Origin of the sequence: Frigoribacterium sp. MEB024, assembly GCF_000878135.1 — a bacterium.
GTDB lineage: Bacteria > Actinomycetota > Actinomycetes > Actinomycetales > Microbacteriaceae > Frigoribacterium.
In genome coordinates this window covers 165,339-184,963 of sequence record NZ_JXQZ01000001.1, presented here as the reverse complement: position 1 = coordinate 184,963, position 19,625 = coordinate 165,339, and the positions used below count along the sequence as shown (strand labels likewise).

Here is a 19,625-nt window from a genome sequence, read left to right as displayed (position 1 = left end):
ACCGTCAGTCGGCGGTCGCGATGCGGCCGAGCAGACCGTTGACGAACGAGGCCGAGTCATCGGTGCTGAGCGTCTGTGCGAGTTCGACGGCCTCGCTGATCGCGACGGCGTCGGGGATCTCGTCGTTGTGACGGAGCTCCCAGATGCCGATGCGGATGATGCCGCGGTCGAGGGTGGGCATGCGCGCGAGGGTCCAGCCCTGCGAGTACGTCTCGATCAGTTCGTCGATCTCGTCGCGGTGGTCGATGACGCCCTGCACGATGTCGCGCGCGTAGCCCCAGCTCGACCCGCGCTCGGGCTGGTCGAGGGCCCGCTGGGTCTCGGCGACCAGAGCGTCGGTCATGCTGATCTGACGGATGTCGGCGACGTACAGGACGTCGAGGGCGCGCTTGCGCGCCTTGGTGCGTGCGCTCACCGACTAGTCGTTGACGCGGCCGAGGTAGCCGCCGTCGCGCGTGTCGACCTTGACCTTGGTGCCGGTCTCGAGGAAGAGAGGCACCTGGATCTCGTAGCCGGTCTCGACGGTGGCGGGCTTGGTGCCGCCGGTCGACCGGTCTCCTTGGAGGCCGGGCTCGGTGTAGGTGACCTCGAGGATGACCGAGGCGGGCAACTCGATGTACAGCGGGTCGCCGTCGTGCAACGCCATCTGGACGTTCTGGTTCTCGAGCATGAAGTTCTTCGCGTCGCCGACGATCGTGGCGGGCACGTTGATCTGGTCGTAGTCGCTCGTGTCCATGAACACGTAGCCGTCGGCCTCGGCGTAGAGGTACGTGTACTCGCGACGGTCGACGTTGGCGAAGTCGATCTTGGTGCCGGCGTTGAACGTCTTGTCGACGACCTTGCCCGACATGACGTTCTTCATCTTGGTGCGGACGAACGCTCCACCCTTGCCCGGCTTGACGTGCTGGAACTCGATGACGTTCCAGAGTTGGCCGTCGAGGTTGAGGACGGCACCGTTCTTGATGTCGTTGGTAGTCGCCATGCGCGAGTGATCCGTTCGGGGTGGTGGGAGGTGGGCCGGAATCGGCCATCGTCGAGTGTAGCGGACGCCCTGACGGGCCGAAGGGCTACGAACCGATCTCTTGGTAGGCCGCGAAGAGCAGGCTCTGGTCGGGCCCCTGCAGCACGGTCGGTCGACCGATCTCGTCGAGGACGATGAACCGCAACAGGCCCGCGCGGGCCTTCTTGTCACGCTGCATCGTGGCCAGCAGGGTGTTCCAACGGCCCAGGGGGTACGAGACCGGCAGGGTCAGCGACTCGAGGATGCGCCGGTGACGGTCGACCGCCTCGTCCGACAGGCGTCCGGTCAGACGGGCCAGCTCGGCGGCGAAGACCATGCCCACCGAGACCGCGGCCCCGTGGCGCCACTGGTAGCGCTCGGCGTGCTCGACGGCGTGGCCGAGGGTGTGACCGTAGTTGAGGATCTCGCGGAGACCCTGCTCGGTCAGGTCTTCTCCGACTACGCGGGCCTTGAGCCCGACGGCCAGCTCGACCACCCGGCGGAACTCGGGCGTCGTCGGGTCGGTCGCCCGGTCGACGTCGGCCTCGACGATGTCGAGGATCTCGGGTTCGGCGATGAACCCGACCTTCACGACCTCGGCGAAGCCGGCGAGGATCTCGTTCTTCGACAACGTGTCGAGGTGGTCGAGGTCGGCCAGCACGGCGACCGGCGGGTGGAAGACGCCGACGAGGTTCTTCCCCTCGGCCGTGTTGACGCCGGTCTTGCCGCCGACGCTCGCGTCGACGAGGCCCAGCACGCTGGTCGGCATCTGCACCAGCGGGACGCCGCGGAGCCAGGTGCCCGCGACGAAGCCGGCCAGGTCGGTGATGGCCCCGCCACCGAGACCGATGACGGCGTCGGTGCGGGTGAAGTCGGCCTGACCCAGCACCTGCCAGCAGAAGGCGGCGACCTCGACGCGCTTGGCGTCCTCTGCGTCGGGCACCTCGGCGATGAGCGCCTCGTAGCCGGCCGCCACCAGGGAGTCGCGCACCTCGCCCGCCTTGCGGCCCAGCGTGGGCGCGTGGACGATCAGCACCTTCTTGGTCTGCGGGTGGAGGACGCCCGGAAGGTGGCCGGTGAGCCCCCGACCGATCAGGACGTCGTAGGGGGCGTCTCCCCCGACGTGGATGGTCGTGGTGTCGGTCTCGTCGGTCATGCGGTGCCTCTCTCGGAGTCGAGCCAGGTCTCGATGTCGTCGACGACGGTCGAGACGGGCCGGTGGGACGTGTCGAACACGACGGACGCCAGCGCCCGGTAGACGGGATCACGCTCGGCGGCGATGGCGCGCCAGGCGCCGATGCCCCCTCGTTGCAGCAGTGGCCGGGCGCTGCCGGCCAGCCGGGACTCGACGGCCTCGGCCGTCACCGTGAGCAGGACGACGGGCAACCCGGACAAGGAGGCGCGCGTGCGTTCGTCGAGGACGGCTCCCCCGCCCAGCGACACCACCCCGTCACCGGCCAGGGCCTCGACCACGGCCTCGTGTTCGAGCGACCGGAAGTGCGCCTCGCCGTGGCGGTCGAACAGATCGGCGATGGGTCCGTGCCGCCGCACGATGAGACGGTCGCTGTCGACGAACGGCACGCCCAGGCGACGGGACAGCTTCTTGCCGATGCTCGTCTTGCCCGCTCCCATCGGCCCGACCAGGACGATCGGTCGCGTGGTCGTCACTCGGCGGCGGACGCCGGCTGAGTCCGCAGGTTCTCGGGGATCGCGTCGAGGTAGCCCCGCAGGTTGCGAGCCGTCTCGCCGAGGGAGTCGCCGCCGAACTTCTCGAGGATCGAGTTCGCGAGGACGAGGGCCACCATCGACTCGGCGACGACGCCGGCGGCCGGGACCGCGCAGACGTCGGAGCGCTGGTGGTGCGCCTTGCTCTCTTCGCCGCTCGTGACGTCGATCGTGGCCAGGGCCCGGGGAACCGTGGCGATCGGCTTCATGCCCGCACGCACGCGGAGGACGGTGCCCGTGCTCATGCCCCCCTCGGTGCCTCCGGCGCGATCGGTGTCGCGCGAGATGACCCCACCCGTGCGGTGGAGCTCGTCGTGGGCGACCGAGCCGCGCCTACGGGTGGTCTCGAAGCCGTCTCCGACCTCGACGCCCTTGATCGCTTGGATGCCCATCAACGCGGCGGCCAACTGCGAGTCGAGACGACGGTCCCACTGGACGTGCGACCCCAGCCCCGGCGGCACGCCGTAGGCGAGCACCTCGACGACGCCGCCCAGGGTGTCACCGTCTTTCTTGGCGGCCTCGACCTCGTCGACCATGAGGGCGCTGGTGCCCTCGTCGAAGCAGCGCAGGGGGTCGTCATCGAGACGGTCGACGTCCGAGGGCACGGGCACCGGGCTGCCGTCGGGCACGCGCACGGGGCCGATGGACAGCGTGTGGCTCACGAGCTCGATGCCGAGCTCGGCGAGGAAGGACCGGGCGACGGCTCCGAGGGCGACGCGGGCCGCCGTCTCGCGGGCGCTCGCACGTTCGAGGATCGGCCGCGCCTCGTCGAAGTCGTACTTCTGCATGCCGACCAGGTCGGCGTGGCCGGGGCGGGGTCGGGTGAGGGGCGCGCTTCGCCCTCTGGAGGCGTCGCTCACCTCGACGGGCTCGGGGCTCATCACCTCGACCCACTTCGGCCACTCGGTGTTGCCGATGCGCAGGGCGACGGGGCTGCCCATCGTCAGGCCGTGGCGGACGCCGCCCGAGATGTTCAGTTCGTCTTGCTCGAACTTCATGCGGGAGCCGCGACCGTAACCCAGCTTGCGGCGGGCGAGGTCGGCACGGATCGCGTCGAGCGAGACCGGCACACCGGCCGGCAAGCCCTCGAGGACGGCGACGAGCTCGGGCCCGTGAGATTCTCCAGCGGTCAACCAACGAAGCATGGTGTCGATCTTCCCACAGAGAGAAGGGCCGACCGACCGTCTGGCGGTCGACGGCCCCTCAGGACGCGCTCGCGTCCTCGGCAGCCGGCTCGTGCTCGGTCACTGGTACTCGGGGTGTTCCCGCATCCAGGCCTGCCACTGCTTCACCGCGGCCTGGTGCTCGGCGTACGTGGTCGAGAAGGCCGTCTCGCCCGTGTCGAGGTTGACCGTGACGAAGTACAGCCACGAGCCGTCAGCCGGTTTCAGTGCCGCGTTCAGGGCGAGGTCGCCCGGATTCGAGATGGGCCCGACGGGCAGACCTTCGTGGACGTAGGTGTTGTACGCGTTGTTCGCGTCGCCCCGCTCTTCGTCGGTCGTGGTGACCCGATGGGTGTTGCCGGTGCCGTAGGCGACCGTGGCGTCCGACTGCAGGAGCATGCCCTGGTCGAGACGGTTCTGGAACACCCGCGCGACCTTGGGGTAGTCGTCGGCGAGTCCGGCCTCTTTCTGGATGAGAGACGCGAAGACGATCGTCTTCTGATAGTCGGCCGGTTGTGCACCGGCGGACTGCAGGTGTTGGGTCATGGTCGTCACCATGTCCTGCAGGTAGTCGTGGGCCGTCTTGCCCGGGTCGAGTTCGTAGGTCGCCGGGAAGAGCCACCCCTCGAGGCTCGTGGCCTCCACGGGCAGGCCGAACGTCGTGTAGTCCGCGGCCGCGGCCTGGACGTCGGCGATCGGGATCGACGTCGCGGTGGCGAGGAGTTCGTAGACGTCCGCCGCAGCCGTTCCCTCGGGGATGACGACCTTGTTGGTGATGCGGTTGGCGCTGTCCTGCAGTGCGTCGAGGGCCGACTGCGCGCTCATCTGCTGCTGCAGGGTGTACGTGCCCGGCTGGAAGGTCATCGACGGGTCGGACAACAGGAGCGAGTAGGCCGACTCGTAGCTCTGCGTGATGCCGGCGTCCGCGAGGTTCTGCGCGATGTCGGAGCCGACCTGCCCGGAAACGATGGCGAACTCGACGGACGTGCCGTTGCCGCTGCCGGCGTAGTCGGCGGGTTCGTCATCACCCGTGAACTTGGCGATGAGGGGCTGCACCTGTCCCCAGGCGGCGGCGACGCCGGCGGTGCCTCCGGCCAGGACGAGCACGAGGACCGATGCGAGGATGATCGGGCCCTTCTTGGACCGTCGTTCGCGCGGTTCGCGGATCGCCCGTGCGCGGGAGCGATCCCGGTCATCGTCCGAGCGTGGAACGACGACGGGCTCGGCCTGGCGTTCACGCTCACGCTGTTCTCGGCGGGACAGCCCAGGGGGGTCGACGTGCGTGCTGCGGCGGAGTGGCGTCCCGTCGCCGTCACCCGGTCGTCCGTCGACGGACTCGCGCCGGCGGCGTCCGGAGGTGTCGGCGGGGCTGTCGTTCTGGGGTTGGGACGCGAAGATGTCGTCCCAATCGGGTTCGTCGGCCACGAATCACTGTCTTTCGTCGGTGGCGGGTACGGCAACGTCGCCGCCCGTCTCTCGGGTCACGTCGACCGTCCGCCCGGGCGGCTGACCGCTCGAGCGCTCGAGGTCGAGCGCGTGCTGGACGATGATAACAGCGGCCACTTGGTCGATCACGGACCGTTGGCTCTTGCCCTTCCGGCCCGAGGCCCGGAGGGCACCCTGGGCGCTGACCGTCGAGAGCCGCTCGTCGACGAGACGGACGGGCACCGTGACGGTCCGCGCGATCGCCGCGGCGTAGTCCCTCGCGTCCTGCGTCGACGCCGTGTCGCGACCCGAGAGGGCGATGGGCAGTCCGACGATCACCTCGAGCGCATCGAGTTCGGAGACCAGGTCGCGGACGGCACCGATGTCGGCCACACCGTCGGCGGAACGCGCGAGCGTCTCGACCGGGGTGGCGAGCAGACCGTCGGGGTCGGTGCGAGCGACTCCGACCCGGGCCTTGCCCACGTCGATGCCGATGCGGACGCCGCGGCGCACGGCAGCCCTCAGGCCCCGAGTTCGGCGACGATGCCGGCCAAGGCGGTGGGAATCGCCGAGACGTCGGATCCGCCCCCCTGAGCGAGGTCGTCCTTGCCGCCGCCGCCGCCGCCGAGAGCCGAGGCGGCCCCCTTGGCGAGACGGCCGGCTTTCACTCCGGCCTTCCGCGCACCGTCGGTGGTGGCCACGATCACGGCGGGCTTGCCCGCGACGTCAGCTGCCAGGGCGACGACCACCGCGCCGGAGGCGCCGAGGCGTTCGCGCACCGACAGGGCGAGCGACCGCAGGTCGTCGGTCGAGCCGAGCGACCCGACCGACTCGGCGACGACGGTGAGGTCGCCGATCGAGGTCGCCGTCTCGGCCAACGACGGGACGCGCGTGGCGAGGCGGGCGGATTCGAACTCGGCGATCTTCTTCTCGGCCGTGCGGAGGCTCGTGACGAGATCGCCGACGCGATCGGCCAGCTGATCGCGCGGTGTCTTCAGCGACGCGGTCAACTGGGACACGAGGGCACGCTCGGCGGCGAAGTCACGGAACGCGTCCATGCCGACGAGCGACTCGACGCGACGGTTGGTCGACCCCACCGAGGTCTCGCTGACGAGGTTGATGAGGCCGACCTGCGAGCTGGTCGAGACGTGGGTGCCCGCGCAGAGCTCGCGCGACCACGGACCGCCGATGTCGACCATGCGGACGGTCTCGCCGTACTTCTCGCCGAACAGCGCCATGGCACCCAGGGCGCGGGCATCGTCGAGGGGCATCTCGCGGGTGACGACCTGCAGGTCGTCGCGGATCGCGTTGTTGGCGATCTCCTCGATCTCGGACCGTGTCTGCGGGCTCAGGGCCTGGTTCCAGTTGAAGTCGAGCCGCATGTAGCCGGCCTTGTTGTAGGACCCGGCCTGGTGCGCCTCGGGGCCGAGCACCTCTCGGAGTGCGGCGTGGATCAGGTGCGTCGCGGAGTGAGCCTGTGTCGCGCCCCGGCGGTAGGCGGGGTCGACCACGCTGGTCGCCGTGTCGCCGACCCCCACCTCGCCGGAGGTGACCTGGACGCGGTGGCTGATGAGACCCTTGACCGGCTTCTGCACGTCGAGGACCTCGAGGTCGAAGCCCACGCCGACGATGCGGCCCGAGTCGGCTTCCTGGCCGCCCGACTCGGCGTACAGCGAGGTCTCGGCGAGGATCACCTCGGCGATGTCGCCCGCCACGGCTCGGTCGACGTCGGCCCCGTCGACGATCAGGCCGAGCACGCGGGTCTCGGTGTCGAGCTCGTCGTAGCCCGTGAAGACCGTCTCGCCCTGGGCGCGGAACGCGCTGTAGACGCTCAGGTCGGCCAGGGCCACCTTCCGCGACTTGGCGTCGGCCTTCGCCCGGGCGCGCTGCTCGGACATGAGTCGGTCGAACGCCTCGCGGTCGACCGTCAGGCCGCTTTCTTCCGCGATCTCGAGGGTGAGGTCGATGGGGAACCCGAAGGTGTCGTGCAGCAGGAACGCCGTGTCGCCCTGCAGCTGCGGGGTCGTACCGGCCGAAGCGCGTTGCTTGGTGTCGTCGACGGCGATGTCGAGGATGTTCGTCCCTGCGGCCAGGGTGCGCAGGAAGGTCTCTTCCTCGGCGTAGGCCAGGCGTGAGATGCGCTCGTAGTCCGTCTCGACCTCGGGATAGGCCGCCTTCATCGCGTCGCGGGACTCCGGGAAGAGCGCGGGGAAGGTGGGGCCGTCGACGCCGAGGAGACGCATCGAGCGGACCGTGCGTCGCAGGAGGCGGCGGAGGATGTAGCCGCGGCCTTCGTTGGACGGGCGGACCCCGTCGGACATCAGCATGAGCGAGCTGCGGACGTGGTCGGCGATGACCCGCATGCGGACGTCGTCGTCGTGGACGGCGCCGTAGCGCCGTCCCGACAGCTCGGCGGCCTTGTCGAGGACCGGGCGCACCTGGTCGATCTCGTACATGTTGTCGACGCCCTGCTTGAGGAAGGCGACGCGCTCGAGACCCATGCCGGTGTCGATGTTCTTGTTCGGCAGCTCGCGGACGATGTCGAAGTCGACCTTCGAGCGCACGTTCTCGATCTGGTACTGCATGAACACGAGGTTCCAGATCTCGACGTAGCGGTCGTCGTCGGTCGCGGGGCCGCCGTCCGCGCCGTAGGCGGGTCCACGGTCGAAGAAGATCTCGGAGCACGGCCCCGCGGGTCCGGGCTGACCGGTGTGCCAGTAGTTCGAGTCCTTGCCGAGGCGTTGGATGCGCTCGTCGGGCAGTCCGGCGACCTTCTTCCACAGGGCGATGGCCTCGTCGTCCTCTTCGTACACCGTCACCCACAGGTCGTCGGGCGAGAACGCGAGGCCGCCGTCGCCCTCGCTCGAGGTCAAGAGCTCCCAGGCGTAGCCGATCGCCTCTTCTTTGAAGTAGTCGCCGAACGAGAAGTTGCCGTTCATCTGGAAGAACGTGCCGTGTCGCGGCGTCTTGCCGACCTCTTCGATGTCGTTGGTGCGGATGCACTTCTGGACGCTCGTGGCGCGCGGGTACGGCGTCGGGACGAGCCCGGTGAGGTACGGGATGAACGGGACCATGCCCGCGACGGTGAAGAGGAGGCTCGGGTCGTCGCTGACCAGGGACGCGGACGGGACGACGGTGTGGCCCCGATCGCCGAAGTAGTCGAGCCAACGGCGGCGGATTTCGGCGGTCTGCATGGTTCTCCCGGGGGTGGGTGGGTCGTGTGTCAGGACGAGGAGGCGCGGACGGGCGCTCAGGACTCGTCGCGGTCGGTGCGCAGTTCGGCCTCGCGGGCCTTGTAGCCGTCGACCACGGCGGCGCGGAACGACTTCACGTTGCCGTCGAGACCGCCGAAGAACTGCCGACCCCGGGGTGTCTTGTTGAACTGGTGGGCGACGGCGAAGCCGCCGACGACACCGACGGCGAGCAGGAACAGGCTCTTCACGGGGACTCCTCTTGGGGCTGGTGCCGCGACGTGCGAGCGCGACGACACGTCAGCTTACCCGGCCCCGGGAACACGAAAGGAGCGGGCCACGACCGTGGCCCGCTCCTGACGGATGTGACGAGTTCTAGCGCGCGGCGTAGTACTCGACGACGAGCTGGACCTCGCAGGTCACCGGGACCTCGACGCGCTTCGGGCGACGCACGAGGCGGGCCTGCAGCTTGTCGATCTCGACCTCGAGGTAGCCGGGCACCTTGGGCAGCAGGTCGACGTGACCGCCGGCCGCGGCGACCTGGAAGGGCTCGGTCTTCTCGCTGCGCTCTTTCACGTGGATCATCTGACCCGGCTTGACGCGGAACGAGGGACGGTCGACGAGCTTGCCGTCGACGAGGATGTGACGGTGCACGACCATCTGACGGGCCTGGGCCGTCGTGCGGGCGAAGCCGGCACGCAGGACGAGGGCGTCGAGACGGGTCTCGAGGAGCTCGACCAGGTTCTCACCGGTCAGGCCCGAGGCCTTGCGGGCCTCGTTGAAGACGATCTTGAGCTGGGCCTCGCGGATGCCGTACTGGGCGCGCAGGCGCTGCTTCTCACGCAGGCGGACGGCGTAGTCGCTGTCGGTCTTGCGCTTGGTGCGGCCGTGCTCACCGGGAGCGTAGGGACGCTTCTCGAGGTAGCGAGCGGCCTTCGGGGTCAGCGCGATGCCGAGGGCACGCGAGAGACGGGTCTTGCTGCGGGTACGTGACTTGGTGGACACTTGTTCCTTTTTCTTGTCGGTCGTTCGTCATGGACCGCCCCAGCGCGCGAGCGCCGGGCGGCGTAACAAGAGGGGTGAGTGCCGCGGTGGCGACCGGCTACAGGTCGTCGCACCTTGATCGGGTCGTCGTCAGCAGCCGCGCGTCGACGCCCGAGAACAGGCAACCCCCCGAGCATACAGGAGCCCGGGCACCGATGCGAGCGGGTGTTCGATCGTGCCGTCAGTGCCCCCGCGTGATCCGGCGCAGCTTCTCGAGGCGCGCCGCCACGTCGCGCTCGTTGCCGTTGGCGGTGGGGTCGTAGTACTCGTGTCCGACGAGTTCGTCAGGGAGGTACTGCTGCTCGACCACCCCGAACTCGGAGTCGTGGGCGTACCGGTAGCCCTTCCCGTGCCCGAGGCGTCGGGCCCCGGGGTAATGGGCGTCGCGCAGGTGCTTGGGCACGCGGCCCGCCTTGCCGGCCCGGACGTCGGCGATGGCGGCGTCGAGCGCGGAGTAGGACCGGTTCGACTTGGGGGCGGTCGCCAGGTAGACCACGGCCTCGGCCATGGGTATGCGCCCCTCGGGCATGCCGATCATCTGCACGGCGGTGGCGGCCGAGACCGCCACGGTCAGCGCGTGGGGATCCGCCATGCCGATGTCCTCGCCGGCCGACACGATGATCCGCCGACAGATGAAGCGCGGGTCCTCGCCGGCCTCGATCATCCGGGCGAGGTAATGGAGTGCCGCGTCGACGTCGGAGCCCCGGATCGACTTGATGAAGGCGCTGATGACGTCGTAGTGCTCGTCGCCGTTGCGGTCGTACCGCAGCAGTGCCCGGTCGACCGACTGGGCGACGATCTCGGACGTGATCGCGGGGCGGGCGTCGTCGGGATCGCTCTCGTCGTACTCGGCGTCGGGGTCGAAGTCGGCGTCGGCCGCGTCGTCGGGCGAGGCGGTCGGCACGGCGTCGGCCTCGAGCTTCGTCGCCCACGCCGACTGGGCGGACGCCTCGAGCGCCGTGAGCGCACGTCGTGCGTCGCCCGAGGCCAGCCGGACGATCGTGGCCAGGGCCTCGTCGTCGAGCCGGACGGCTCCGTCGAGACCGCGGGGGTCGACGACCGCTCGTTGCACCAACTGGGCCAGGTCGTCGTCGCTGAGCTGTTCGAGCGTCAGCAGCAGCGACCGGGACAGCAACGGCGTGATGACCGAGAACGAGGGGTTCTCGGTCGTGGCGGCGATGAGGATGACCCAGCCGTTCTCGACGCCCGGCAGCAGGGCGTCCTGTTGCGCCTTGGTGAAGCGGTGGATCTCGTCGAGGAAGAGCACCGTCGTCGTGCCGTAGAGGTCACGGTTCGACAGTGCCTTCTCCATCACCTGACGGACGTCCTTGACGCCGGCCGTCACGGCGGACAGCTCGATGAACTGTCGCCCCGAGCTGCGGGCGATGGCTTGCGCGAGCGTGGTCTTGCCCGTGCCCGGCGGACCCCAGAGGATGACGGAGACCGCACCTTGGTCGGCACCCGTGTCGGAAGCCAAGGTGACCAGAGGCGAACCAGGACGCAGCAGGTGTCGTTGGCCTGCGACCTCGTCGAGGGTGGTGGGACGCATGCGGACCGCGAGGGGGGTCGAGCTCTGCGGGAGCGGGCTCATGGTGACCCATGCTAGACCGGCCCTCCGATACAGTGCAGGCTGGACATCACCGAGCTGGAGGACCCGTGGCACCGAGCAAGAATCCGGACCGTGAGAACCGAGACCGGCTCCGCAGGTACACCGCTCGCCAACAGGTGCACGCCACGCAGGTGGCTCGGCGTCGTCGGGACAACGTCCTGGCCGTGACGGCCGTCGTGGTCGTGGTGGGACTCGCGGCCGTGTCGCAGGTCTTCTGGTCGACGAGCGGGCCCGGTGCGCCCGTGGCGGCTCCTTCGGACGCCCCCAGCGCCGCCTCGACGCCCGCCGCAGGCGAGAACGTCGGCGACGTGCCCGGCGAGTCGATCGCCGAGGGCCGCACCTGGACCGGCGGCCTGACGCTCAACGACGGCGTCGACCTCGGGATCGAACTGGACGGGGCGAAGGCCCCCCAGGCGGCGAGCGTCGTCATCGACCTCATCCAGAAGGGCTTCTACACGGGCACGACCTGTCACCGCATGAGCGATGCCGCGACGGCGAAGTTCATCCAGTGCGGCTCCGCCAACGGCGACGGGACGGGCGACGCGGGCTTCACCTTCGGCCCCCTCGAGAACGTCCCCTCGGACGGCGTCTACCCGACCGGGACGATCGCCATGGCCCGCAGCACCGACCCCTACTCGCAGTCGACGCAGATCTTCATCACTTACGGCGACACGACCCTCGACGGCTCGACGGGCGGTTACACCGTGGTCGGACAGGTCACGAGTGGACTCGACCAGCTCGAGGCCCAGATCACGGACGCGGGCTTGACGCCCGGCTCGAGCGAGACCGACGGAGCCCCCGTCGTGGCGACCACGATCACGGGTGCCACCATCGAGTAGTCCGCCGCGGTCCGCCGTGCAATAGGCTGGGCACCCATCGCGGCGGCCTGTCCTGGTTCCGCGACGAGCACTTTCAGCAAGGGATTAAAGTGGCTACTGACGATCAGGCACCCTGGGGCCGCGTCGACGACGACGGCACGGTCTACGTCCGCGAAGGCGACGGCGAACGCGCCGTGGGGCAGTACCCCGACGCGACGCCTGCCGAGGCTCTCGCGTACTACGAGCGGAAGTTCGTCGAGCTCGCCGGCCAGGTGACGTTGCTCGAGCAGCGGATCAAGCGCGGCGCATCGGCGGGGGACGTCGTCAAGACCGTCACCCACCTGCGTGAGCAGCTCGTCGAACCCAGCGCGGTCGGAGACCTCGAGGCCCTCCGTACTCGTGTGTCGGCACTCGACTCGACCGTGGACGAGCTCACACAGCAGCAGAGCGCGGAGGCGCAGAAGGCGCTGACCGAAGCGGTCGCCCATCGCACGGCACTCGTCGTCGAGGCCGAGACCCTGGCCGCTCAGGACCCCGCCCGCGTGCAGTGGAAGCAGGTGACGGCCACCATCGACGACATCTTCGCGCGCTGGCAGAAACACCAACAGGACGGCCCGCGCATCCCGAAGGGCGAGGGCAACGATCTCTGGAAGCGCTTCCGAGCCGCGCGCACGACGATCGACCAACACCGCAAGGCCTTCTACGCCGAGCTCGACGCCACGCATCGGGACGCCCGTCAGCGCAAACAAGCCCTCGTCGAGTCGGCCGAGGCCCTCGCGCCGAAGGGCGTCGACGGCATCCCCGCCTACCGGGGGCTGCTCGACGACTGGAAGCGTGCCGGGCGCGCCGGCAAGAAGTACGACGACGCCCTGTGGGCGAAGTTCAAGCGGGCGGGCGACGTGCTCTACGCCGCCAAGTCCGAGGTCGTCGCCCAGGACGCTGCCGAGTACGAAGGCAACCTCGAGCTCAAGCTCGAGTTGCTCACCGAGGCCGAGAAGATCCTGACGGTCACGGATCGGGTCCCGGCCCGAGAGGCCCTCACCTCGATCCAGCTGCGGTGGGACGAGATCGGTCGCGTTCCCCGTGAGCAGGTGCGGGTCGTCGAGGATCGCCTCCGCAAGGTCGAATCCCACGTGCGCCAACTCGACGAGCAGTTCTGGGAGAAGAACAACCCCGAGCGTCAGGCACGCTCGCAGGGCCTCGCGAGCCAGCTGCAGGATGCCATCGGCAAGCTCGAGGCCGAGCTCGCATCGGCCGAGGCGAGCGGGGATGCGCGTCGGGTCAAGGAGGCCCGTGAAGCGCTCGACGCCCGGAAGGTCTGGCTCGACGCCATCGGTTGACCGCCAGGGGGCCGGTCGCCCACCGACGTCGTGAACCGCCCGACTCTCCACAGGGAGGGTCGGGCGGTCCGTCTTCGCCGGCGAGGTCGGCCAGGGTGGGCACATGACTGAGCGACTCCCCCTGGTCCTGACCGACGCCCACCTGCCCGAAACCGAACTGCGGGCGGCAGCGCTGGACGGCCAGGTCTACGCCGTCGGTGATTCGTGGCGCAGCGTCGCCGAGATCGACGATCACGTGGGTCGGGCCATCGCGGTCGGGCTCGCCCTCGGAGCCGGAGTCGTCGCTGCCGAGCGGACGGCCGCCTGGGTCTGGGGAGCCCGAGGGCCGGCGCCGCTCCCCCACTCCGGGCTGGTGGCATCGCCGGCGAGGGTGAAAAATCGGGGCCGGGGGGCGGTCATCCGACAGGTCGTCATCGACGACGACGAGATCGTCGTCGTCGACGGTGTTGCCGTCACGACACCGGCCCGAACCGTGGTCGACCTCGCCCGCCGTGAGAACTGGACGCCGCAGGACGAGACGGCCGCACGGGATGTGTCGACTCAGCAAGGCGTCACGTCCACCGCTGCGGTCGCCGTCCTCGATCGACGTGGGCGCCTCCCCCACCGAGCGCGGACGGTCGACCGCCTCGATCGGGTCTGCGCGGCCGATCGTCTCGCTCAGGTGAAGGACGAATCTCACCGAGACGACGCACCCGCCCCGTCGGGCTGCGCCGACGGTGACTCAGCCGGCGCTGACGCGGTAGACGTCGTAGACGGCATCGATGCGTCGTACGGCGTTCAGGACGCGGTCGAGGTGCGTGGTGTCACCCATCTCGAACACGAATCGACTGAGGGCGAGCCGTTCGGTCGAGGTGGAGACCGTCGCGGAGAGGATGTTCACGTGGTGCTCCGAGAGCACACGGGTGACGTCCGACAGCAATCCGCTGCGATCGAGGGCTTCGATCTGGATCTGCACCATGAAGACGCTCTTGGATGACGGTGCCCACTCGACCTCGATCATCCGCTCAGGCTCTTTCAACAGGCCCTGGACGTTGTGACAGTTGGCCTGGTGGACGCTGACACCTTGACCACGGGTCACGAATCCGACGATCTGGTCGCCGGGTACGGGCGTGCAGCACTTGGCGAGCTTCACCAAGATGTCGGGCGCCCCGCGGACCAGGACGCCCGAGTCGCTGTTGCGCAACGGCCGTGCCCGCCCCTGGCTGGGGAACTCGAACTCGCCCTCGTCGACCTCGGTCTGCGTGTGGACCGCCGCGAGGATCTTCTCGATGACGGACTGGGTCGAGATGTGTCCCTCACCGACGGCGGCGTAGAGGCTGGACACGTCGTCGTACCGCATCGTGGCGGCGACTTCGGCGATGCTGTCCTGCGTCATCAGCTTCTGCAGCGGCAGGTTCTGTTTCCGCATGGCTCGCGCGATGGCGTCCTTGCCCTGCTCCATGGCCTCGTCACGGCGCTCCTTCGTGAACCACTGCCTGATCTTGTTCCGGGCGCGGGGGCTCTTGACGAACGCGAGCCAGTCCTGACTCGGCCCGGAGTCGGGGTTCTTCGAGGTGAAGACCTCGACGACGTCGCCGCTCGAGAGGACACTCTCGAGCGGGACGAGTCGCCCGTTGACCTTCGCTCCCATGGTGCGGTGGCCGACCTCGGTGTGCACGGCGTAGGCGAAGTCGACCGGGGTGGCTCCCGACGGAAGACCGATCACCTTGCCCTGAGGGGTGAAGACGTAGACCTCTTTGGCGCCGATCTCGAATCGGAGACTGTCGAGGAACTCACTGGGATCGGCGGTCTCGGCCTGCCAGTCCGAGATGTGCGCGAGCCAGGCCATGTCGGTCTCGGTCTTGGCTCCGCCCTGGTCGTCCCGCCCGCCGTTCATGCGCTGCTTGTACTTCCAGTGGGCGGCGACGCCGAACTCGGCCCGCTGGTGCATCTCGTGGGTCCGGATCTGGATCTCGACCGGTCGCCCCTTGGGCCCGATCACGGTGGTGTGCAACGACTGGTACAGGTTGAACTTCGGGGTCGCGATGTAGTCCTTGAAGCGGCCCGGGATGGGGTTCCACCGGGCATGGATCGACCCCAGCACCGCGTAGCAGTCACGGAGCGAGTTGACGAGGATGCGGATGCCGACGAGGTCGTAGATCTCGTCGAATTCGCGACCACGGACGATCATCTTCTGGTAGATCGAGTAGTACTGCTTGGGACGACCCATCACGTCGCCGCGGATCTTCGTCGACTTGAGGTCGGACTTCACGGCGTTGATGACGTTCTGGACGAACTGCTCGCGCTGCGGTGTGCGCTGCTTGACCAGGTTGTCGATCTCGACGTAGAGCTTGGGATGGAGGACGGCGAACGACAGGTCCTCGAGCTCCCACTTGATGGTCTGGATGCCGAGTCGGTGGGCCAGCGGAGCGTAGATCTCGAGGGTCTCGGTGGCCTTGCGGGTGGCCGACGCGGACTCGACGAAGCCCCAGGTGCGCGCGTTGTGCAGCCGGTCGGCCAACTTGATGACGAGTACGCGGATGTCTTTCGACATCGCGACGACCATCTTGCGGACGGTCTCTGCCTGGGCACTGTCGCCGTACTTGAGCTTGTCGAGTTTCGTGACGCCGTCGACGAGCATCGCGATCTCGTCACCGAAGTCGCGCTGCAGCATGGCCAGGGTGTAGTCGGTGTCCTCGACGGTGTCGTGGAGGAGCGCTGCCGCGATGGTCTTGGAACCGATGCCCAGGTCGGCGAGGATCTGTGCCACGGCGACCGGGTGGGTGATGTAGGGCTCGCCACTCTTGCGGAGTTGACCCGTGTGGGCCTTCTCGGCGACGGAGTACGCCCGCTCGATGAGGACGATGTCGGCCTTGGGATGGTGCATGCGCACCGTCTTGATCAACCGGTCGACTGCTCCGGCGGGTTGGCTCCGTGAGAAGAGGCGGGGCAGGAGCGTACGCAACGAGGCCGTGTTCTGACCACCGGACGCCTCGGACGATGCGGAGTTGTTCCGTGTGGTGATCTCGGTCACGGCAGCACCTCGTTCTCTCGGGGCGGAGTGACACCACCGACCGTCGTGGTCGGACGTGGACTCCGTGGGGTCAAGGGTACCCGTCAGCCGTCAGTCGGCCGACGACTCGGGGTGATCGTCTCCGGCCACGACCGCGCCGCCGGCGTCGCGCCAGGCGAGCATCCCGCCGACCACGTTCCGGGCGTCCACGCCGATGCCGCGAAGGGCATCCGTTGCGCGGGCCGAGCGCATGCCGGAGTGGCAGACGACGAGGACGGGGCGGTCGGTGGGAACCTCGTCGACCCGATCGTTCAACTCCGAGAGCGGGATGAGCGTCGCACCGGGCGCGTGCGCCTCGTCCCACTCGTGTTGCTCCCGGACGTCGAGCAGGTAGGTGCCCTCGGACAGGGCGTCGATCGCAGCGGCGGCCCCGATCTCGGGTCGGCGATCATGGCCGATCATGCGCCCACCGTCTCGTCGACGCTGAGCGGCTCGGTCTTCTGAGCCTCGAGCTTCCGGGCGTCCCGCTTGGCGATGTCGGGCTCACGCAGGCGAAGGGTGGCGTACAGAGGCGAGGCGATGAAGATCGTCGAATAGGTGCCGACCAGGATGCCGATGAACAGGGCCAGCGAGATGTCTCGAAGGGTGCCGGCGCCGAGGACGAACGCCCCGATGAAGAGGATGGCCGCGACCGGAAGGAGCGCCACGACGGACGTGTTGATGGATCGGACGAGTGTCTGGTTGACCGCCAGGTTCACGGACTGCCCGAACGTGCGTCGTGAACCCTCACCGTCGTCGGTGGTGTTCTCCCGGATCTTGTCGAACACCACCACGGTGTCGTACAGCGAGTAGCCGAGGATCGTGAGGAAGCCGATGACCGCCGCCGGAGTGACCTCGAAGCCGACGATGCCATAGATGCCCGCGGTCAACACGAGGTCGTGCAGCAGCGCGGCCATGGCCGCCAGCGACATCTTCCAGGTGCGGAAGTAGAGCGTCATGCCGATCGCCGCGAGGATCAGGAAGATCACGAGCCCCTTGATGGCCTGGCTCGTGATGTCGGCGCCCCACGAGGCACCGATGAAGGACGAGGTGACCCGGTCGTCGGGGACGTCGTACGCCGTGGCCAAGGCAGCGGCCACGTCGTTCGTCTGGGCGGCCTCGAGCTGCGAGGTCTGTACCCGGATCGTGTCGGTGCCGACTTGGGTGACCCGAGGGTTCGACCCCGGGACGACCTCGTCGACGGTCGACGAGGCGACGTCCTGGTCCAGCTCGGCCGGCTGCGCGATCTGGAACTCGGATCCGCCCGTGAACTCGATGCCGAAGTGGAAGCCGCCGCGAAGGAACGGGACGGTGACCGAGATGAGGATCACGAGGGCCGCGATCCAGTACCAACGCCGACGGTGACCGACGATGTCGTACGAACGGGCACCCGTGTAGAGGTCGTTGCCGAACTTCGAGAAACTGGCCATCAGGAGTCCTTCTTCCCTTCACCGGCGGTCGACGTGTCGACCCGCTCGGTGTTCTTCTCGGCGGCTTTGCGCTCGGCGATGGTCTGACGCTTGACGGCCTCGCGGCCGCCCGCTCCCTTGCGACCGACGGCAGCAGGGGTGCGGAACTGTGCCCTCCCCCGGTAGACGGCGCCGAGGGCACGGGGGTTGAGCCCGCTGAACGAGTGCCCCTCGCCGAAGAACCGCGTCCGGGCGATCAGTTGGAGCATGGGGTGGGTGAACAGCGAGACGACGATGAGGTCGATCACCGTGGTGATGCCCAGGGTGAGCGCGAAACCCTTGACGTTGCCGACGGCGAGGATGAAGAGCGTGATGGCCGCCAGGAAGTTGACCGTGTCGGAGGCCACGATGGTGCGGATGGCGCGCTTCCAGCCCGATTCGACGGCGCTCTCGAGGATGCGACCGTCACGCAGTTCGTCGCGGATGCGCTCGAAGTAGACGATGAAGGAGTCGGCCGTGATGCCGATCGCCACGATCAGACCCGTCACCCCCGCGAGCGAGAGACGGTAGCCCTCGCGCCAGGACAGGATGGCGATCACGAGGTAGGTGAGGACCGCGGCGATCACGAGCGACAGGACCGTCACGAACGCGAGGGCACGGTACTGGATGAGCGAGTAGATGACGACCAGGATCAGGCCGATGAGCCCGGCGATCAGACCGCTGACCAGCTGGGTCTGTCCGAGCGTCGCGGTGATCGTCTCGTTGCTCTGGACCGAGAAGCTCAACGGCAGGGCGCCGAACTTGAGCTGGTCGGCGAGGGTCTTCGAGGAGTCCTGCGTGAACTGGCCCGTGATCTGTGCCCGGCCGTCGGTGATGGCCGCGTTGGCGGAGGGAGCCGTGATGACCTGGTTGTCGAGGGTCACGGCGAACTGGTTCTGGGGCGCCTGCAACGAGACCAGGCGAGAGGTGACCTCGGAGAAGCGGTCGGTGCCCTGACCGTTGAACTCGAGGTTGACCGCCCAGGTGTTCGTCGAGTTGCCCTGCGAGTCGGCGGCGAGGCCGTTCGTGGCGTCGCTGATGTCGGAGCCCTGCACCTCGACCGGACCGAGGATGTACTTGGCCGTGCCGTCGGTGGAGCAGGTCACGAGGGGCTCGTCGTCACGCGCCGTGGCCAGGTCGTTCTCGGCTGCGCAGTCGTAGTTCTGGTAGAGGTCGGCCAGCTGAGGGGTGATCCACGACAGGTCGGACGCGTTCGTCGGCGAGGCCGTCGGCGTGCTCTCGAGGTCGGGATTGGGGGTGTACGGCGTGGCGGTCGGGCTGGCCGTGGCACCGTCGCCCTCTCCGCCGACCGCGGCGTTCGAGACCGCCTCGGTGTAGAGCACCGGACGGAAGGTCAGCTTGGCGGATGCCTCGATGCGCTCGAGGGTCGCGTTGTCGGGTCGCCCCGGGATGGAGACGACGATGTTCTGCGTGCCCTGCTTGGTGATCTCGGATTCCGAGACGCCGGCCGAGTCGATGCGCTGCCGGATGATCGTGACGGCCTGGTCGAGTTGCTGCGAGGACACCGTCTCGCCGCTCTGGAGCTGGGCCGCGAGGGTGATCTGCGTCCCGCCCTGGAGGTCGAGGGCGAGCTCGGGCACCCAGCTGGCTCCGTTCCACCACCCGTCGCGACCCGAGTCGTTCAAGAACGTGGCCGTGCCGTTCAGGGCCGTGAGGCCGGCGATGATGACCAACAACCAGGTCAGGGATCGTATTGCTTTCTTCACCGGCGTCGAGCGTGCCACGGAGGAACTCTGCTTTCTCATGGGAGCGCGCGCTCACCCGGAGCGCGCGCCGTGCATCGGACCCGACCGCGCCAGGCAGCCGGGAC

General features: G+C 68.7%; 17 protein-coding genes. 2 read left to right on the top strand and 15 right to left on the bottom strand.

Going from position 1 to position 19,625, the window contains the following annotated elements:
• Positions 1 to 4 precede the first annotated feature (4 nt).
• The 11 genes from nusB to SZ60_RS00775 all read right to left on the bottom strand — a co-directional run bounded on the left by nusB (position 5) and on the right by SZ60_RS00775 (position 11,139).
• Positions 5 to 415: a transcription antitermination factor NusB gene (nusB, locus tag SZ60_RS00825; RefSeq protein ID WP_043592748.1), complete on the bottom strand. Its 411-nt coding sequence runs from the start codon at positions 413 to 415 to the stop codon at positions 5 to 7.
• 3 nt (positions 416 to 418) lie between these two features.
• The gene (efp, locus tag SZ60_RS00820; RefSeq protein ID WP_043592746.1) at positions 419 to 982 is read right to left on the bottom strand and encodes an elongation factor P; all 564 of its coding nucleotides are present in this window, start codon (positions 980 to 982) and stop codon (positions 419 to 421) included.
• An 85-nt stretch (positions 983 to 1,067) separates the two neighbouring features.
• Positions 1,068 to 2,156: a 3-dehydroquinate synthase gene (gene aroB / locus SZ60_RS00815; RefSeq protein ID WP_043592744.1), complete on the bottom strand. Its 1,089-nt coding sequence runs from the start codon at positions 2,154 to 2,156 to the stop codon at positions 1,068 to 1,070.
• Positions 2,153 to 2,632: a shikimate kinase gene (locus tag SZ60_RS00810; RefSeq protein ID WP_043592877.1), complete on the bottom strand. Its 480-nt coding sequence runs from the start codon at positions 2,630 to 2,632 to the stop codon at positions 2,153 to 2,155. The genes aroB and SZ60_RS00810 overlap by 4 nt, the downstream gene beginning before the upstream one ends.
• Before the next feature lie 32 nt (positions 2,633 to 2,664).
• Positions 2,665 to 3,870 carry a chorismate synthase gene (aroC, locus tag SZ60_RS00805; protein WP_043592743.1) on the bottom strand — a complete coding sequence of 402 codons (1,206 nt, stop codon included), beginning with the start codon at positions 3,868 to 3,870 and terminating at the stop codon, positions 2,665 to 2,667.
• Positions 3,871 to 3,969: 99 nt separating this feature from the next.
• Positions 3,970 to 5,313, bottom strand: a complete 1,344-nt coding sequence (gene mltG, locus SZ60_RS00800) for an endolytic transglycosylase MltG (RefSeq protein ID WP_137846561.1) — start codon at positions 5,311 to 5,313, stop codon at positions 3,970 to 3,972.
• A gap of 3 nt (positions 5,314 to 5,316) precedes the next feature.
• Entirely contained in the window at positions 5,317 to 5,826 is a 510-nt protein-coding gene (gene ruvX / locus SZ60_RS00795; protein WP_043592741.1) for a Holliday junction resolvase RuvX, read from the bottom strand.
• 8 nt (positions 5,827 to 5,834) lie between these two features.
• The gene (gene alaS, locus SZ60_RS00790) at positions 5,835 to 8,507 is read right to left on the bottom strand and encodes an alanine--tRNA ligase (RefSeq protein ID WP_043592739.1); all 2,673 of its coding nucleotides are present in this window, start codon (positions 8,505 to 8,507) and stop codon (positions 5,835 to 5,837) included.
• A gap of 56 nt (positions 8,508 to 8,563) precedes the next feature.
• Positions 8,564 to 8,755, bottom strand: a complete 192-nt coding sequence (locus SZ60_RS00785) for a hypothetical protein (RefSeq protein ID WP_043592737.1) — start codon at positions 8,753 to 8,755, stop codon at positions 8,564 to 8,566.
• A gap of 124 nt (positions 8,756 to 8,879) precedes the next feature.
• On the bottom strand, positions 8,880 to 9,509 hold the full coding sequence (gene rpsD, locus SZ60_RS00780) for a 30S ribosomal protein S4 (RefSeq protein WP_043592736.1): 630 nt from the start codon (positions 9,507 to 9,509) through the stop codon (positions 8,880 to 8,882).
• A gap of 220 nt (positions 9,510 to 9,729) precedes the next feature.
• Entirely contained in the window at positions 9,730 to 11,139 is a 1,410-nt protein-coding gene (locus tag SZ60_RS00775) for a replication-associated recombination protein A (protein WP_082059746.1), read from the bottom strand.
• Positions 11,140 to 11,321: 182 nt separating this feature from the next.
• On the opposite strand from SZ60_RS00775, the gene SZ60_RS00770 reads away from it, so the two are divergent.
• Together SZ60_RS00770 and SZ60_RS00765 are read left to right on the top strand one after the other, a co-directional pair.
• Positions 11,322 to 11,996: a peptidylprolyl isomerase gene (locus tag SZ60_RS00770; RefSeq protein WP_231567010.1), complete on the top strand. Its 675-nt coding sequence runs from the start codon at positions 11,322 to 11,324 to the stop codon at positions 11,994 to 11,996.
• Between the two features lie 89 nt (positions 11,997 to 12,085).
• Entirely contained in the window at positions 12,086 to 13,315 is a 1,230-nt protein-coding gene (locus SZ60_RS00765; protein ID WP_043592731.1) for a DUF349 domain-containing protein, read from the top strand.
• 721 nt (positions 13,316 to 14,036) lie between these two features.
• Here the strand turns inward: SZ60_RS00765 and SZ60_RS00760 are convergent.
• The 4 genes from SZ60_RS00760 to secD form a co-directional block, all read right to left on the bottom strand.
• Complete coding sequence (locus SZ60_RS00760; protein ID WP_231567017.1) at positions 14,037 to 16,181, bottom strand: bifunctional (p)ppGpp synthetase/guanosine-3',5'-bis(diphosphate) 3'-pyrophosphohydrolase; 2,145 nt, start codon at positions 16,179 to 16,181, stop codon at positions 14,037 to 14,039.
• Positions 16,182 to 16,418: 237 nt separating this feature from the next.
• Positions 16,419 to 16,769, bottom strand: a complete 351-nt coding sequence (locus SZ60_RS00755; protein WP_043592730.1) for a rhodanese-like domain-containing protein — start codon at positions 16,767 to 16,769, stop codon at positions 16,419 to 16,421.
• Positions 16,766 to 17,776 (bottom strand): protein translocase subunit SecF, encoded by a 1,011-nt coding sequence (gene secF / locus SZ60_RS00750; RefSeq protein ID WP_043592728.1) that lies wholly within the window; start codon positions 17,774 to 17,776, stop codon positions 16,766 to 16,768. Before secF ends, SZ60_RS00755 begins: the two co-directional genes overlap by 4 nt.
• Positions 17,776 to 19,539 carry a protein translocase subunit SecD gene (gene secD, locus SZ60_RS00745; RefSeq protein WP_043592727.1) on the bottom strand — a complete coding sequence of 588 codons (1,764 nt, stop codon included), beginning with the start codon at positions 19,537 to 19,539 and terminating at the stop codon, positions 17,776 to 17,778. Before secD ends, secF begins: the two co-directional genes overlap by 1 nt.
• Between the last annotated feature and the right edge of the window lie 86 nt (positions 19,540 to 19,625).

Bases quoted from the DNA above. Each gene is read 5' to 3' on its own strand.
- efp (WP_043592746.1), bottom strand. From the start codon at position 982: ATGGCGACTACCAACGACATCAAGAACGGTGCCGTCCTCAACCTCGAC.
- aroB (WP_043592744.1), bottom strand. From the start codon at position 2,156: ATGACCGACGAGACCGACACCACGACCATCCACGTCGGGGGAGACGCC.
- SZ60_RS00810 (WP_043592877.1), bottom strand. From the start codon at position 2,632: ATGGGAGCGGGCAAGACGAGCATCGGCAAGAAGCTGTCCCGTCGCCTG.
- aroC (WP_043592743.1), bottom strand. From the start codon at position 3,870: ATGCTTCGTTGGTTGACCGCTGGAGAATCTCACGGGCCCGAGCTCGTC.
- alaS (WP_043592739.1), bottom strand. From the start codon at position 8,507: ATGCAGACCGCCGAAATCCGCCGCCGTTGGCTCGACTACTTCGGCGAT.
- SZ60_RS00775 (WP_082059746.1), bottom strand. From the start codon at position 11,139: ATGAGCCCGCTCCCGCAGAGCTCGACCCCCCTCGCGGTCCGCATGCGT.
- SZ60_RS00760 (WP_231567017.1), bottom strand. From the start codon at position 16,181: ATGCACCATCCCAAGGCCGACATCGTCCTCATCGAGCGGGCGTACTCC.
- SZ60_RS00755 (WP_043592730.1), bottom strand. From the start codon at position 16,769: ATGATCGGCCATGATCGCCGACCCGAGATCGGGGCCGCCGCTGCGATC.
- secF (WP_043592728.1), bottom strand. From the start codon at position 17,776: ATGGCCAGTTTCTCGAAGTTCGGCAACGACCTCTACACGGGTGCCCGT.